Raw genomic sequence first — 14,777 nt, 5'->3', positions numbered from 1 at the left:
ACCTGAGATGCCGGACATACCGTCACATGTGACGCTGGCGTCATGGCTTCAGGACACCTCGCCTCACGGCCCTCAAGGTGCGCGGCCTGCCTGGCACTGACGGCAGCCGCGGTACTGGGGGCCATGACGGGTGCGGGGGCCGCGCATGCCGGGCCCTCCGTTGCGCAGGGCGGCGCGTCCGTGGGGGCGAGGGCACTCCTCCCGTCCCCCATTCCGGCATCCGGGTCGCCGTCCCCTTCGGCATCCGGGTCGCCGTCCGTTGTTCCGTCCGTGCCGCTCGTGTCCCCTGTGCCGTCCGTACCGCCGTACGTTTCGCCGTCGGTGGCCCCTTCCGCATCGCACCCCGGCGCGTCTGCCACTCCCTCGGCCGCGCCCGCGCACCCCGCACCCACGGCCTCCCCTCCGGGGTCCCCCTCGGGCTCCGCACCGCCTTCGCCCAGCGCCGGATCACCGCGTCCGGACAGCGCCGGGTCGCCGTTGGCCGGGTGGCCCGCCGGGGAGGGGCGGCCGCGGCCCGGGAGGACGATGACACCCAAGGAGCTCGCACGGGCCGATGCCCTGGACGAGGCCGAGGACGAGGCCGAGAAGGACCCGCCGGCGACACTGCCCGCCGCCGATCCGGCCTTCACTCCGGAGACGAGCACATCCCCCGGAACCGGCCGGATGTCGCAGCAGGCCCTTGAGGGACCGGCAGTCGAGCAGGTCCAGCAGGTGTCGCTCGGTGCCGGAATCGCCCTGGTCGGAATGGGTATCGGCTTCCTCGCCTTCCGTATGCGCCGTTCCGGCTGAGCGCCGCGCGGCGGAGGGGGCGACCGCCCCGGCAGCGGTCCGCGGAGACTTGCATTCATCAACATACTCGGTATACATACTCAGTATGTCGATCCGCCACGGGCTGCTGGCCCTCCTGGAGCGAGGCCCTCGGTACGGCTCTCAGCTCCGCACCGAGTTCGAGTCGCGCACCGGCTCCACCTGGCCGCTCAACGTCGGGCAGGTGTACACGACGCTGAGCAGGCTGGAGCGCGACAACCTGGTCGTCCAGGACGGCGAGGACGACCAGGGGCACGCTCTCTACTCCATCAGCGACGACGGACGGACCGAGCTGCGTACCTGGTTCGAGACACCCGTCGACCGGAGCAGCCCGCCCCGCGACGAACTGGCCATCAAGCTCGCCATGGCCGTCGGCGCCCCCGGGGTCGACATCCGGGCCGTCATCCAGTCCCAGCGCCACCACACGGTGAAGGCCATGCAGGACTACACCCGTCTCAAGGCGCAGGCACTCACCGACGTGCCCGCCAACCGCGACGAGGTCGCCTGGCTGCTCGTACTGGAACAGCTGATCTTCCAGGCCGAGGCCGAGGCCCGCTGGCTGGACCACTGCGAGTCCCGGCTGGTCCGGCTCGCCGAGGCCGCCGCCACGGAGCCCGAGGCGACCGCGCCCCCGCGCAGCGGAGCACGCGCCGCCTCCCGGCCCCGCGCCCGCCGCTGAGCCGGCGTCCCACGTCGCTCAGCCACGGCCCGGCCGCACGCCGCACACCGACCACAGAACCGTTCCGAGGGGGAACCCACCGTCATGTCCCCGCACATCCCGTCCCCGGCCGCTCCGCCCCTGCCGGTGGATGCTCCGGTGCTCGAACTCCGTGATCTCACCCGCACCCACGGCACCGGAATCGCCGAGGTGCACGCCCTGCGCGGGATCAACCTTGCGGTGCACCCCGGTGAGCTCGTCGCCGTGATGGGCCCGTCCGGCTCGGGCAAGTCCACCCTGCTGACCCTTGCCGGCGGTCTCGACACCGCGACCGGCGGCCAGATCATCATCGAGGGCCAGGACATCTCCACGCTCGGCCGCAAGGGCATCGCCGCCCTGCGCCGCCGCAGCGTCGGCTACGTCTTCCAGGACTACAACCTGATCCCCGCACTGACCGCCGCCGAGAACGTCGCCCTGCCGCGCGAACTCGACGGTGTCTCGGTCCGCAAGGCCCGCAAGGAGGCCCGGACCGCGCTGGAGGAGATGAACCTCCTCGAAGTCGCCGACCGCTTCCCGGACGAGATGTCCGGTGGCCAGCAGCAGCGCGTCGCGATCGCCCGCGCGCTGGTGGGGGACCGACGCCTGGTGCTCGCCGACGAACCGACCGGTGCCCTCGACTCCGAGACCGGCGAGACCGTCCTCGCGCTGCTGCGCAACCGCTGCGACCAGGGCGCCGCCGGGGTGATGGTGACGCACGAACCGCGGTACGCCGCCTGGGCGGACCGGGTGGTCTTCCTGCGGGACGGTTCGATCGTCGACGAGACCCTCACCGTCGGGAGCGACTCGCTGCTGGCCGCCGGGAGCGCCGAGTGAGCCCCTTCACAGGGTGGCGCGCCGCCCTCCGGATTGCCCGCCGCGACGCCATGCGGGCGAAGGGCCGCAGCGCCCTGGTGGTCGCGATGATCGCGCTGCCGGTGCTCGGGGTGACGGCCGCGGACGTCACGTACCGCAGTGCCGACAACACCGAGGCCGAGCAGCTGACCGCGCGGATGGGGTCGGCCGACGCACTGTTCAGCGACCCGGGCATGGGGCCGCTGCAGCAGATGCCCGACGGGAACTCGTACGACATCGCCGGTGACACGGCGCCCGAGGGCGACGTCCCGCCGATCGACATGCGCACCGCCTTCCCCGGGAGCGCGCGGGCGATCAGCATCCGGTCCGTGCCCGCGAGCGTCACGACCGCGTACGGACTCACCAACACCGACATCGTGGAGTTCCGGACCTCGGACCCGATGGCCCGCGGCAAGGTCGACCTGGTCGAGGGCGAGTTCCCGGGCGGCACCGGTGAGATGGCGGCGACCAAGCCGTTCCTGGACTCCGCCGGGCTGCACATCGGCTCCCGCACCACGGTGAGAAGCGCCGGCCGCACGTACACCATCACCGGTGTGGTCGAGGAGCCCGACGACCTGAAGGCGCAGCGGCTGTACGCCGATCCGGGCTCCGTCATCGCCCCGTGGCAGGCCGCGGCCGACCACGACAAGAAGGTGCTGCCGCCCAACACCGGCTCGGCCGAGTGGCTGGTCAAGGGGTCCGGCGGGGCCGGAATCGGCTGGGGCGACGTGCTCGCGGCCAACAAGGCCGGCGCCCTCGTCGTGTCCCGCCAGGTGGTCCTGGACCCGCCGCCGGACTCCGAGGTCCCGATGGCGCAGTCGGGTACCAGCTACTACTCGAACGACTCCGGCGAGGCGAGCGCGGCCGTCGTCACCGTGGTCGCCATGGCGCTCCTGGAGATCGTCCTGCTCGCCGGACCGGCCTTCGCCGTCGGCGCGCGCCGCTCACGCCGTCAGCTCGGCCTCGTCGGCACCTGCGGGGGCGACCGGCGCCACGTACGCGCCGTCGTGCTCTCCGGCGGGCTGGTGCTCGGCGCGATCGGGGCGGTCACCGGCGTCGCCGCCGGGCTGCTGCTCACGGTGGCCTTCCGGCCGATGATCGAGGGCTGGGCCGGGCAGCGCTTCGGCTCCCTGGTCCTGAAGCCGGCGGAGCTCCTCGTCATCGCCGCACTCGGCCTGGTCACCGGGCTCCTCGCGGCGTTCGCCCCGGCGATCGTGGCCGCCCGGCAGTCCGTACTGGAATCGCTCACCGGACGGCGCGGCGTGCGCCGCAGCTCCCGGGTGCTGCCCACCGTGGGCGCCTGTGTGCTGGCGCTCGGCATCGCCGTCGCCGTCTACGGCGGTACCAGCGGCTCCTCCACGCTGGTCTCCGGCGGCTCGGTCGTCGCCGAACTCGGGCTGCTCGCCTGCATTCCGGTGATCGTCGGCCTGCTGGGCCGGCTCGGCCGCAGGCTGCCGCTCTCGCCACGGATGGCGCTGCGCGACGCCGCCCGCAACCGAGGCCGCACCGCTCCCGCTGTCGCCGCCGTGATGGCGGCCGTCGCGGGCTCGGTGGCCATCGCGACGTACATGTCCAGCAGTCTGGCCGAGTCCGACCACGACTACACGCCCATGCTGGCCTCGGGGACGATGGTCCTCTCGGCCAACGACGCCAAGTCGGCCGAGCGTCTCCCGCTGGCCCGCGCGTCCGTCGAGCGGAACATGGCGGTGACCGGCGGTCACGCCGACTTCTCCCGGGTCTGGGCGGGCAGCGACTGCGGCGTGTACTACGACGAGGAGAACGGCTGCGGGACCATGGAGCTGGTCAAGCCCACCGGCAAGGGCCACACATGCCCGCTCAACACGAAGGGCGCCAAGGAGCTCGCCGCGCGTCTCTCCGCGGAGGAGCACCAGCAGATGATGCGCTCCCCCGCCTGCATGGACGAGTACATCTCCTCGGGCAGTTTCAGCTCGGAGTCGAACAACATCGTCGTGGGCGGCCCGGAACTGCTCCGTACCTACGCGAAGCTCGACGACCCCGCGGCGGCCGAAGCGCTGAAGGCCGGCACCCCCGTCCTGCTGAACCAGGCGTACGCGAAGAACGGCGAGATCACGCTCAAGGCCGTCCACACGTACAACGCCAAGGACAAGAAGAACCGCGAGCTGCACCCGGGTCCGGCCCGCACGTCCACGGACCGGATCAAGGTGTATGTCGCGCCTGCCGAGTACGCCGCCACCCCCGGCATCCGCATGATCCTTCCCCAGCGGACCGCCGAGCGGCTCGGCCTGCACACCGAGCCGTCCGGCAGTGTGTACGCCGTCCCGCACCCGCCGTCGGACGCCGAGGAGCAGCGCGTCTCGGCCGCCATCGACCAGGCCGGCGGCGGGCTCTGGCTCCAGACCGAACGCGGCCCCGGCGACCGGGAGAACATCATTCTGCTGATCCTCACCCTGTTCGCCGGTGTGGTGACCCTGGGTGCGGCCGCCATCACCACCGGCCTCGCCAAGGCCGACGCGGAGGCCGACCTCACCACACTGAGCGCGGTCGGCGCACCCCCGCGGGTGCGGCGGACGCTTTCGGGCTTCCAGTGCCTGGTGGTGGCGCTCACCGGGGTGCTGCTGGGCACCGCGGCGGGGCTGATTCCGGCGGTGGCACTGCGCATGGTCGACCTGCGCAACTCGATGGCCGCGATGCGGGAGGAGCCCATGGAGTCCGCCTTCACGCCGATCGTGCTGCCCTGGGCGACCATCGGCTTGCTGGCCGTGGTCGTCCCGCTGCTGGCCGGGGTGCTGGCGGCGGCGCTCACCCGCTCCCGGCTGACGCTGGCCCGGCGCGCCGGGTGAACCGGCACAAGGCCGCGGCGGCTCTCTGACCGGCTGCTTCGGCGCACATTCGGTGCCCTCGGAAACGGTGGATCATCCGTTTCCGGGGGCACCACCATGTTGTACGGCGCGTGTGCGAGACAATGGGCGGCATGGAGATGCCGAGGAATGAACGGTCGCAGGAGCACCCCCAAGTCCTCGTAGTGGGGCAGGACGGAATGGCGATCGGCGGCGGTGGCACTGACGACGAGTCGCGGGAGGTCCCGGTGACGGAGATGGTCGAACAGCCCGCGAAGGTCATGCGGATCGGCAGCATGATCAAGCAACTCCTGGAGGAGGTCAGGGCGGCTCCCCTCGACGAGGCGAGCCGAGTGCGCCTGAAGGAGATCCACGCCAGCTCGGTCAAGGAGCTGGAGGACGGCCTCGCGCCGGAGCTGGTGGAGGAGCTGGAGCGGCTCTCCCTGCCGTTCACCGAGGAGTCGGTGCCCTCCGAGGCGGAACTCCGGATCGCGCAGGCCCAGTTGGTGGGCTGGCTGGAGGGCCTTTTCCACGGCATCCAGACGGCGTTGTTCGCCCAGCAGATGGCGGCCAGGGCGCAGCTGGAGCAGATGCGCCGGGCGCTGCCTCCCGGCAGCGGTCACGAGGAGGAGGACGGCGGCGCGGACCCGCACGGGGCACTCCGCTCCGGCCCGTACCTGTAGTCCGACCCGATCCGCATCCGCCGTTTCGAGTGAAGGGCCCGGCACTTGTGTGCCGGGCCTTCGACGTTCTCGCGCTCCGCGGGGCGGGATCAGCCGGCTGCAGGTGCCTGCAGGAGGACCTTGCCGACGTGGGTGCTGGACTCCATCACCCGGTGGGCCTCTGCCGCGTCCTGCATCGGCACGGTGCGGTCCACGACCGGCCGGACGACGCCGTCGGCGATCAGCGGCCAGACGTGTTCGCGTACGGCGGCGACGATCGCGGCCTTCTCGGCGAGCGGGCGACCGCGCAGCGACGTCGCCGTGACAGCGGCCCGCTTGCTCAGCAGGGCGCCGAGGTTCAGCTCGCCCTTGGCCCCGCCCTGCAGACCGATGATCGCGAGCCGCCCGTTGACGGCGAGCGCCTGTACGTTCCGGTCCAGGTACTTCGCACCGACGATGTCGAGGATGACGTCCGCGCCCGCCCCGTCCGTCGCCTTGCGGAGCTCCTCGACGAAGTCCTGTTCCCGGTAGTCGATGAGGATGTCGGCGCCGAGTTCCGCACAGCGGGCCAGTTTCTCCGGACCACCGGCGGTCACGGCGACCCGGGCACCGACCGCCTTGGCGAGCTGGATCGCCATCGTGCCGATACCGCTGGAGCCGCCGTGCACCAACAGCGTCTCGGCGGGCCGCAGATGGGCGACCATGAACACGTTGGACCAGACGGTGGCCGTCACCTCGGGCAGCGCGGCCGCGCGTGTGAGGTCCAGCCCGTCCGGTACGGGGAGCAGCTGCCCGACGGGGACGGCGACCTTCTCCGCATAACCGCCGCCCGCAAGGAGCGCGCACACCTCGTCGCCGACCGACCAGCCGAGGACACCTGGGCCGATGGCCGAGATGCGGCCCGCGCACTCCAGGCCCGGGTAGGGGGACGCGCCGGGGGGCGGGTTGTAGAAGCCCTGCCGCTGGAATACGTCGGCCCGGTTGACCGCGCTGGACACGACGTCGACGAGGACCTCGCCCTCGCCGGGTACGGGATCGGGCACCTCGGCCCACACGAGCGCCTCGGGGCCACCGGGTTCGGGGATCGTGATCGCATGCATGGCCGCGAGGCTACTCCGTGGCGGGTGGACGGCCACGATGCGCGGTGGTGCGGCGCGGAACGGCCGATGGTTCCGCCCCGTCCCGGAGTGGTGGGACAGGGCGGGACCATCGACGGATCGCTTGGCTCAGGCGCGCGGAGCGGCCTGCGGCGGGTGGTTCAGGGGCGGTTCGTTGGAGGCGCGCACGATGGTGATCAGCCGGTCCGTCAGCTGCAACGGGCTGGCCGCCGGATCGTCGTACCCGAGGAGCCGGTGACCGCGCAGCACGCTGACCACGAGGTCATCGGTCTCCCGGACGTTCTTGCCCACCTCGGCCTTTATCACCGGCCGTTCGACGAGATCGAGTCCGCTGCCCTGCTGGATCAGATCCTCCATCACCGTGCCCGCACTGGGGCTGAGTACGGAGAGGCCGAGAAGCCGGCCCGCCGCGCTGGCACTGGTGATGACCGCATCGGCACCGGACTGCCTCAGCAGCGGGGCGTTCTCCTCCTCGCGCACCGCGGCCACGATCTTCGCGCCCCGGTTGAGCTGACGTGCGGTCAGTGCGACCAGCACCGCCGTGTCGTCGCGCTGGGTGGCGATGATGATCTGACGCGCCTTCTGGGTCTCGGCCCGCAGCAGCACATCGCTGCGGGTGGCATCCCCGAGCACCCCGGTGAAGCCCTCTGCGTTGGCGATCTCTATCACCTTGGACGCCGGGTCGACGATGACGATCTGGTCCTTCCGCAACCCGGTGGCGCAGAGGGTCTGAATCGCCGAACGGCCCTTCGTACCGAAGCCGACAACGACGGTGTGGTCACGCAAGTTGGTTCTCCAACGCTTCAGCCGGAAGTCCTCGCGCGTCCGTTCCGTGAGGACCTCAAGGGTGGTGCCGACCAGGATGATGAGGAAGAGCACGCGCAGCGGTGTCACGAGCACCACATTGATGAGCCGGGCGCTGGCGCTGTACGGGGTGATGTCGCCGTATCCCGTGGTGGAGAGGGTGACCGTCGCGTAGTACACCGCGTCCAGCAGGTCGACCTTGCCGTCGGCGGCGTCGTGGTAGCCGCCGCGGTCGACCCAGACGATCAGCACCGTGACGGCAAGCACCGTCAGAGCCATCATCAGCCGCTTGGCGACCTGGCGAGCCGGTCCGTCGACGACCCTGCGCGGGAGCATCACCCGGGTGGGGACGACATGCTCGTCGGCGTGCCTGGCCATCGCGTCATGGCCGGGAAGTTTCACGTGAAACACCCTTCAGTCCACGGCGTCGCCGGGGCCCACGGTAGATCGAGGATCTCCACCTCGGTGCCGGACCGTACCCCGCCCGGCTCCACAACGGCCAGCCCGTCCGCGGCGGCGACGCCGCGCAGCATGGCAGGACCGTTGTAATGCAGGGGTACGACGTGATCCGTACCCCCACCGGTTCCGGTGCTGTCGCGACGAGTTGAGGAACCGGAGGCCGGTCCCGGGGCGCCGGACGTGCGATGGACCACGGGGACCAGACGGGTGTCGTGCGGGTGGCCGTGCACGTCATCGCGTATGGCCACCCGGTACGGGTCCTCGGGGGTCCGGCCTGCCAGCCCGCTGAGCAGCGGCTCGGCCAGGGTGAGCAGCCCGGACACCGCGGCCAGCGGGTTGCCGGGCAGCCCGACCAGGTACGGGCCGCCGGCTCCGAGCCGGGCCAGCAGCATGGGGTGGCCGGGGCGCACGGCCACTCCGTCGACGAGCAGCTCGGCACCGATCCGGGCGAGAACGGGGTGTACATGGTCGACGGGTCCGGCCGCGGTACCGCCGGTGGTGACGATCAGGTCGGCTTCGGATCCGGTGAGTGCCTGCTGAAGGGCCTCCGCGTCGTCACCGAGGCGGCGCGGCGCGGAGACCTCGGCGCCCAGCGCGCGCAGCCAGGGGCCGATCATCGGGCCGAGAGCGTCCCGGATCAGCCCGTCGTGCGGCAGCCCGGCGGTGAGCAGTTCGTCGCCCAGGACGAGGACTTCGACGCGGGGCCGCGGCCGGGCCGACAGCTCGTCGTAACCGGCGGCTGCGGCCAGTCCGAGGACGGCGGGCGTCACCAGCGTTCCGGCCGGGAGGAGTTGGTCGCCCGAGCGGCACTCCTGTCCACGTGGCCTGATGTCCTGCCCGGGGTTCACCTGGCGCTGGGCGTGCAGCAGGCCCTTGGCCTCGTCGGCGTGGGCGTGTTCGCTGCGGATGACGGCGGTGACGTCCGCCGGGATGCGGGCTCCTGTGGCGATGCGGATGGCATCGCCGTCGGGGAGCGGGGTGAGTGTGGCGTGCCCGGCGAGGATCCCCTCGTTGTCCCGGATGGTCCACGGTCCCGGCCCTGCGACGGCCCAGCCGTCCATGGCGGAGGTGTCGAAGGACGGCAGGTCGGTGAGAGCGGCGAGCGGCTCGGCGAGCACCTGCCCGAGCGCCTGGTCGAGAGGAAGCCGCACCGTACGCGGAGTGACCGCCCGCCCGGCCCTGGCGGCGATGGCGCGGGCCTCGCCCCACGGTGTGGCACGGGTATGCGGCCGGTGGTGAGAGGCGGGCCGGTCCCGGTCGGGCACGGGGGAGGACTCGACGTGGTCGGGGAAGTTCGGGCCGGCACGGTGGGCGGAAGCGGCGGAGCCCGCGCGGCGGGGGGAGGCGAGGGGGTCAGCGGGGCGCGGGGAGGCGATCGGGTCCACGTGACGCGGGGAGGCGGCTGGATCGGTCCGGGCGGGGTCCGGGTCTGGGTCCGGGTCCGGGTCCGGGTCTGGGTCCGGGTCTGGGTCCGGGTCTGGGGGCTGAGGGTGATCCCGGGACCGGTCCGAGGCCCGGGGCTCGGCCCCGGGGGCTCCCCATGGGTCTGCCGCCGGGTCAGCCCCAGAGGCTGCCCTCGCGCCCGCCCTCGCGTCTGCCCTCGCGTCAGCCCTCGGTTCTGTCCCCGGAGGCGCCTGTCTGCCGACCAGGGCGAGGGCCTGCGCCACGGCCCGTTCCTCGTCGGCCTCGGCCTCGGCAGCGCTGTTCCGTTCGGCGCCGCCGCTGTGGCCGGTCATGGCGTCTCGGTCTCGTCCGCCCACCGGAGGGCGAGCGCGGCAGCCTTCCGGGCGGCCTCGGCCACTGCCTCCGGGCCACCACCGTCGCCGCTCGCCTTCGCTGCCGCGTAGCCGACCAGGAAGGTCGTCAGGGGCGCGGCGGGGCGGGCGACACCGTGGGCGGCGTCACGGGCGAGGTCGAGCAGGACGCCGGTGTCGACGTCGAGTTCGATGCCCAGTTCGTTCTTGACTGCGGTGATCCATTCGTCCAGCACGGTCCCATGCTCCCTGATCCGGGCCCGGGCCGAAGCGATGTCCTCCCAGGTGTCGCAGTCGAACGAGGCGAGCGGGTCCGCCGCCACTCTGGACAGCGTCAGTTCGTGGGTGAGCAACCGCAGGGGCAGGCCGGCCAGACCGCCGTGCTCGGTGGCGATGAGCGCCAGTTCGCGGCGCAACGGCTCCGCCCGGTAGACGGCGACCAGCGGCTGGTCCCGGCCGTCCTGGTCGGTGCAGACAGCGCCCTCGGCATCCCGCTGGTCGGCCGCTTCCAGCAACGAGCCGACCGTGTCCGCTCCCAGGAACGGCAGATCGGCGGAGAGCACGAGTACGTGCTCCGCCTTCGTGTGCCGTACTCCCGCACCGAGCGCGGCCAACGGGCCGCCGCCCTGCGGCTCTTCGCGCGCCCAGGTCACCGCGCGCGTGGTGGGACGTCTTCCCCCCACCACGACGGTGGTCCCGGCACCGGCGCAGGCGCCGAGCACCCGGTCGAGCAGCGCCCGGCCGCCGACCCGGACCCCGGGCTTGTCGGCGCCGCCGAGCCGCTTGGCGGCCCCTCCGGCGAGAACGATGGCGTCATACGCGGTCATGCCCCGAGTATGCGTGCCACACCGTCCGGTGGATCCTCCCCGTCCACGATCCCGTGGATCAACACAGAGAGGGACCAGGACGGAACGGGACGGGGCGTACCGGAGCGCCGCGAACGGGCCCCGGACCCGCCCCGCCGCGCGCGCCCTACAGCGTCCGCAGCAGCACCGCCGGCTGTTCCACGCAGTCGGCCACGTAGCGCAGGAAGCCTCCCGCCGTACCGCCGTCGCAGACCCGGTGGTCGAAGGTCAGCGAGAGCTGGACGACCCGTCGCACGGCCAGCTCGCCCTCGTGCACCCACGGCTTGGGGACGATCCGGCCGACGCCGAGCATCGCCGCCTCCGGGTGGTTGATGATCGGCGTCGACCCGTCGACCCCGAACACGCCGTAGTTGTTGAGCGTGAACGTGCCGCCGGTCAGCTCCGCCGGCTTCAGCGTCCCCGTCCTCGCCGCCTCGGTCAGCCGGGCGATCTCCGCCCCGATCGACTCCAGGTTGCGCGCCTGCGCGTCGCGGACGACCGGAACGACCAGCCCGCGTTCGGTCTGGGCCGCGAACCCGAGGTGTACCTCCGGCAGCCGGACGATCTCACGTGCCTCCACATCCACCATGGAGTTGAGCTCGGGATACCGGGCCAGGGCCGCCGTGCAGATACGGGCGAGGAGCGCGAGCACCGACACCTTCGGGCCCGCACCGGGACCACCGGCGCCGTTCATCGCTGCCCGGGCCGCCATCAGCTCGGTGGCATCGGCGTCCACCCAGCATGTGGCGTCGGGGATCTCGCGCCGGCTGCGCGCCAGCTTGTCGGCGACCGCGCCCCGTACCCCGCGCAACGGAATCCGTTCACCGACAGGACGTGCCGCCGGCCCGCCGGGCGCCGCGGTCCGGCCGGCAGCCGCCGCGGGGGGTGCCGCAGGCGTCGCGGCAGACGTGCCCACCGGTGCGGCGACCGGAGCCGCGGCCGCCGACCGGATGGCGGACTCGACATCGGCCCGCAGAATCAGCCCGTCGGGCCCGGTTCCCGCGAGCTGTCGCAGATCGAGGTCGTGCTGCCGCGCAAGCTTGCGCACCAGCGGGGAGACGACAGCGACCGGCCCCCGTACGCCGTCCGCACCCCGGCCGGCGACGGCAGCCTCACCAGGAGCCGCAGCGGCGGAGGCAACAGCGGCCGCGGCTGCGACTCCGGCTCCGGCTGCGGCTCCGGCTGCGACGGGAGCCGAAAGGCCCTCCGGCCGGACCCGCCGGCGCCGCACCGGCGGCGCCCCGGTCCCGTACCCCACCAGCACGTTCCCGGACCCGGACGGCTCCGCCCCGGCGGCCTCCGCACCGGAACCGGCGTCGGTCAGCGATGGTTCCACGCTCCCCACCGCGACCGTCAGCAGCGGCGCACCGACGGGGAGTTCCGCTCCCTCCTCGCCGAATCGTGCGGTCACCACGCCCCCGTACGGGCACGGCACCTCCACCATCGCCTTGGCCGTCTCGACCTCGACGACCGGCTGGTCGATGGCGACGACATCGCCGACCTCCACCAGCCAGCGCACGATCTCCGCCTCGGTCAGCCCCTCGCCGAGGTCCGGAAGCTTGAACTCAAGTACCTGAGGCATCAGTTGTCCGCCTCCCACTGCAGTCGTGCGACGGCGTCGAGCACCCGGTCCACACCCGGCAGATGGTGGCGCTCCTGCATCGGCGGCGGATACGGGATGTCGAAACCGGCGACGCGAAGCACCGGCGCCTCCAGATGGTGGAAGCAGCGCTCGGTGATCCGGGCCGCGATCTCGCCGCCCGGACCGCCGAAGCCGGTGGACTCATGGACGACGACCGCGCGCCCGGTGCGCCGTACGGATGCGGCGACGGTCTCGTCGTCGAACGGCACCAGCGACCGCAGGTCGACGACTTCGAGGTCCCAGCCCTCCTCGACAGCGGCCTGCGCCGCCTCCATGCAGACCGGCAGCGACGGCCCGTACGTGATCAGCGTCGCGCTGCGTCCGGGGCGGCGCACGACCGCCCGTCCGATGGGTTCGACCGCGGCGGGGGCCTGCGGCGACCAGTCCGCCTTGGACCAGTAGAGCCGCTTGGGCTCCAGGAAGACCACCGGGTCGTCGGACGCGATCGAGGCCCTCAGCAGCCCGTACGCGTCCTCGACCGTGGCGGGCGTGACGACGTGGAGACCCGGGGTCGCCATGTAGTACGCCTCCGAGGAGTCGCTGTGGTGCTCCACGCCGCCGATTCCGCCGCCGTAGGGGACCCGGACCGTGATGGGCAGCGGCATCGCGCCCCCGGTCCGGTTCCGCATCTTGGCGACATGGCTGATGAGCTGCTCGAACGCCGGATAGGCGAAGGCGTCGAACTGCATCTCCACGACGGGCCGGAGCCCGTACATCGCCATGCCGACGGCCGCCCCGAGGATGCCGGCCTCGGCCAGCGGGGTGTCGGTGCAGCGCTCGTCGCCGAACTCCTTCGCCAGGCCGTCGGTGATCCGGAAGACCCCGCCGAGCGTCCCGACGTCCTCACCGAGGACGTGCACGGAGGGATCCTCGACCATCGAGTCGCGCAGCGCGCGCCCGAGTGCCTGCGCCATGGTGGCGGGCTTGGCCTTCGCCGTCCGCTCCCGGGCCGTGGCCGCTGCGGTGGTCATCGCCCTGTACCCCTGTCGTCCGCGCTGTGCTGTTCTGGCTGGTCCTGCTCCGCGTCCAGCTCGACCCGCAGTCGGGCCGCCTGCTCGCGCAGCTGCGTGGTCTGCTCCGCGTAGACATGGGCGAAGAGGTCCATCGGGTCGAGCACCGGGTCCGCGTTCATCCGCTCCCGCAGCTGCGCCGCCATCTGCTCCGCGGCCACGCGTGCCTCCTCGATGCCGTCGTCGCCGAGCAGCCCGCGCCCGGTCAGCTCCCGCTCCAGGATCCGGACCGGATCGTGGGCCCGCCAGGCCTCGACCTCGCTGTCGCCGCGGTAGCGCGTCGCGTCGTCGGCGTTCGTGTGCGCGTCCATGCGGTAGGTGACCGCCTCCACGAGCGTCGGACCGCCGCCGCTCCTGGCGCGCGCCACGGCCTCGGAGAGCACCTGGTGCATGGCGGCGGCGTCGTTGCCGTCGACCAGCCGGCCGGGCATGCCGTACCCCACGGCCTTGTGGGCCAGGGACGGTGCCGCGGTCTGCTTGGCCAGGGGTACGGAGATGGCGAAGCCGTTGTTCTGCACGAGGAAGACGACCGGGGCCCGCCAGACGGCCGCGAAGTTCAGCGCCTCGTGGAAATCGCCCTCGCTGGTGCCGCCGTCACCGACCATGGCGAGCGCCACCACGTCGTCCCCCTTGAGCCGTGCGGCGTGGGCCAGACCCACGGCATGCGGCAGCTGGGTGGCGAGCGGGGTGCACAGGGGTGCGATGCGGTGCTCGCGCGGGTCGTACCCGGTGTGCCGGTCGCCGCGCAGCAGGGTCAGCGCCTCGACCGGGTCCAGCCCCCGAGCCACGGCCGCGAGCGTGTCGCGGTAACTGGGAAAGAGCCAGTCCCGCTCCTCCAGCACCAGAGCGGCCGCCACCTCGCAGGCCTCCTGCCCGGTGCTCGACGGATAGACAGCGAGCCGGCCCTGCTTGGTGAGGGCGGTCGCCTGCGTGTTGTACCGCCGGCCGCGCACGAGCTCGGAATAGAGCCGCAGCAGCAGCTCGGGGTCTGCATCGGCCACGGCATCCGTACCGAGCACGCGGTACGGCTCGGGGTCCGGGAGCAGGGGCGCGGGATCGGTGAGCGGCTTCCAGGCCGGGGGCGGCGTGGGCCGGTAGGCGGCCGCGCCGGGCAGCTCTTGGACCGTCATGACAAGCACCTCCTGGCGTCGAGGGGTATCGAGCGGCATCTGGCGGTATCGGGGGTGTCCCGATACCGAGGGGTGTCGAAATATGTCGAAATATCGAAAGCCGTGCGAGGCACGAATGTGGTGCGCCTCACCTACCGATTGTTCGGTCGCGAGCGCATTTTGGCTACAGGCACCGCCA

The 14,777-nt window shown here is 72.5% G+C and carries 12 protein-coding genes; 5 read left to right on the top strand and 7 right to left on the bottom strand.

What is annotated here, in order from left to right; translation table 11 throughout:
* The first annotated feature begins 525 nt into the window (after positions 1-525).
* The 5 genes from OG912_RS17390 to OG912_RS17370 all read left to right on the top strand — a co-directional run bounded on the left by OG912_RS17390 (position 526) and on the right by OG912_RS17370 (position 5,858).
* Positions 526-789, top strand: a complete 264-nt coding sequence (locus OG912_RS17390; protein ID WP_326737355.1) for a hypothetical protein — start codon at positions 526-528, stop codon at positions 787-789.
* Between the two features lie 85 nt (positions 790-874).
* A complete protein-coding gene (locus tag OG912_RS17385) occupies positions 875-1,486 on the top strand; it encodes a PadR family transcriptional regulator (protein WP_326737356.1) in 612 nt (203 codons plus the stop codon).
* An 84-nt stretch (positions 1,487-1,570) separates the two neighbouring features.
* On the top strand, positions 1,571-2,338 hold the full coding sequence (locus OG912_RS17380) for an ABC transporter ATP-binding protein (RefSeq protein WP_327710138.1): 768 nt from the start codon (positions 1,571-1,573) through the stop codon (positions 2,336-2,338).
* Positions 2,335-5,178, top strand: a complete 2,844-nt coding sequence (locus OG912_RS17375; RefSeq protein ID WP_327710136.1) for an ABC transporter permease — start codon at positions 2,335-2,337, stop codon at positions 5,176-5,178. The genes OG912_RS17380 and OG912_RS17375 overlap by 4 nt, the downstream gene beginning before the upstream one ends.
* A gap of 131 nt (positions 5,179-5,309) precedes the next feature.
* The gene (locus tag OG912_RS17370) at positions 5,310-5,858 is read left to right on the top strand and encodes a bacterial proteasome activator family protein (RefSeq protein ID WP_326737359.1); all 549 of its coding nucleotides are present in this window, start codon (positions 5,310-5,312) and stop codon (positions 5,856-5,858) included.
* 89 nt (positions 5,859-5,947) lie between these two features.
* Here OG912_RS17370 and OG912_RS17365 read toward each other — a convergent pair whose 3' ends face one another.
* The 7 genes from OG912_RS17365 to pdhA all read right to left on the bottom strand — a co-directional run bounded on the left by OG912_RS17365 (position 5,948) and on the right by pdhA (position 14,599).
* Positions 5,948-6,937 carry an NAD(P)H-quinone oxidoreductase gene (locus OG912_RS17365; RefSeq protein ID WP_327710135.1) on the bottom strand — a complete coding sequence of 330 codons (990 nt, stop codon included), beginning with the start codon at positions 6,935-6,937 and terminating at the stop codon, positions 5,948-5,950.
* Positions 6,938-7,063: 126 nt separating this feature from the next.
* Positions 7,064-8,137: a potassium channel family protein gene (locus tag OG912_RS17360; protein ID WP_327713457.1), complete on the bottom strand. Its 1,074-nt coding sequence runs from the start codon at positions 8,135-8,137 to the stop codon at positions 7,064-7,066.
* A gap of 20 nt (positions 8,138-8,157) precedes the next feature.
* Positions 8,158-9,954, bottom strand: coding sequence for a molybdopterin molybdotransferase MoeA (locus OG912_RS17355; protein ID WP_327710134.1), 1,797 nt, complete (start codon positions 9,952-9,954; stop codon positions 8,158-8,160).
* Positions 9,951-10,799, bottom strand: a complete 849-nt coding sequence (locus OG912_RS17350; RefSeq protein ID WP_327710133.1) for an NTP transferase domain-containing protein — start codon at positions 10,797-10,799, stop codon at positions 9,951-9,953. Before OG912_RS17350 ends, OG912_RS17355 begins: the two co-directional genes overlap by 4 nt.
* A 145-nt stretch (positions 10,800-10,944) precedes the next feature.
* Positions 10,945-12,399, bottom strand: coding sequence for a dihydrolipoamide acetyltransferase family protein (locus OG912_RS17345; protein WP_327710132.1), 1,455 nt, complete (start codon positions 12,397-12,399; stop codon positions 10,945-10,947).
* A complete protein-coding gene (locus OG912_RS17340; protein ID WP_327710131.1) occupies positions 12,399-13,430 on the bottom strand; it encodes an alpha-ketoacid dehydrogenase subunit beta in 1,032 nt (343 codons plus the stop codon). The genes OG912_RS17345 and OG912_RS17340 overlap by 1 nt, the downstream gene beginning before the upstream one ends.
* On the bottom strand, positions 13,427-14,599 hold the full coding sequence (gene pdhA / locus OG912_RS17335; RefSeq protein WP_327710130.1) for a pyruvate dehydrogenase (acetyl-transferring) E1 component subunit alpha: 1,173 nt from the start codon (positions 14,597-14,599) through the stop codon (positions 13,427-13,429). The genes OG912_RS17340 and pdhA overlap by 4 nt, the downstream gene beginning before the upstream one ends.
* Positions 14,600-14,777 lie beyond the last annotated feature (178 nt).

The sequence above is a fragment of the Streptomyces sp. NBC_00464 genome (assembly GCF_036013915.1).
Taxonomy (GTDB): Bacteria; Actinomycetota; Actinomycetes; order Streptomycetales; family Streptomycetaceae; genus Streptomyces.
This window is presented reverse-complemented; position numbering and strand designations above follow the sequence as displayed.

Excerpts from the sequence above, each read along its gene's own strand:
- OG912_RS17390 (WP_326737355.1), top strand. The coding sequence starts at position 526 with ATGACACCCAAGGAGCTCGCACGGGCCGATGCCCTGGACGAGGCCGAG.
- OG912_RS17385 (WP_326737356.1), top strand. The coding sequence starts at position 875 with ATGTCGATCCGCCACGGGCTGCTGGCCCTCCTGGAGCGAGGCCCTCGG.
- OG912_RS17380 (WP_327710138.1), top strand. The coding sequence starts at position 1,571 with ATGTCCCCGCACATCCCGTCCCCGGCCGCTCCGCCCCTGCCGGTGGAT.
- OG912_RS17370 (WP_326737359.1), top strand. The coding sequence starts at position 5,310 with ATGGAGATGCCGAGGAATGAACGGTCGCAGGAGCACCCCCAAGTCCTC.
- OG912_RS17365 (WP_327710135.1), bottom strand. The coding sequence starts at position 6,937 with ATGCATGCGATCACGATCCCCGAACCCGGTGGCCCCGAGGCGCTCGTG.
- OG912_RS17360 (WP_327713457.1), bottom strand. The coding sequence starts at position 8,137 with ATGGCCAGGCACGCCGACGAGCATGTCGTCCCCACCCGGGTGATGCTC.
- OG912_RS17355 (WP_327710134.1), bottom strand. The coding sequence starts at position 9,954 with ATGACCGGCCACAGCGGCGGCGCCGAACGGAACAGCGCTGCCGAGGCC.
- OG912_RS17350 (WP_327710133.1), bottom strand. The coding sequence starts at position 10,799 with ATGACCGCGTATGACGCCATCGTTCTCGCCGGAGGGGCCGCCAAGCGG.
- OG912_RS17345 (WP_327710132.1), bottom strand. The coding sequence starts at position 12,399 with ATGCCTCAGGTACTTGAGTTCAAGCTTCCGGACCTCGGCGAGGGGCTG.
- OG912_RS17340 (WP_327710131.1), bottom strand. The coding sequence starts at position 13,430 with ATGACCACCGCAGCGGCCACGGCCCGGGAGCGGACGGCGAAGGCCAAG.
- pdhA (WP_327710130.1), bottom strand. The coding sequence starts at position 14,599 with ATGACGGTCCAAGAGCTGCCCGGCGCGGCCGCCTACCGGCCCACGCCG.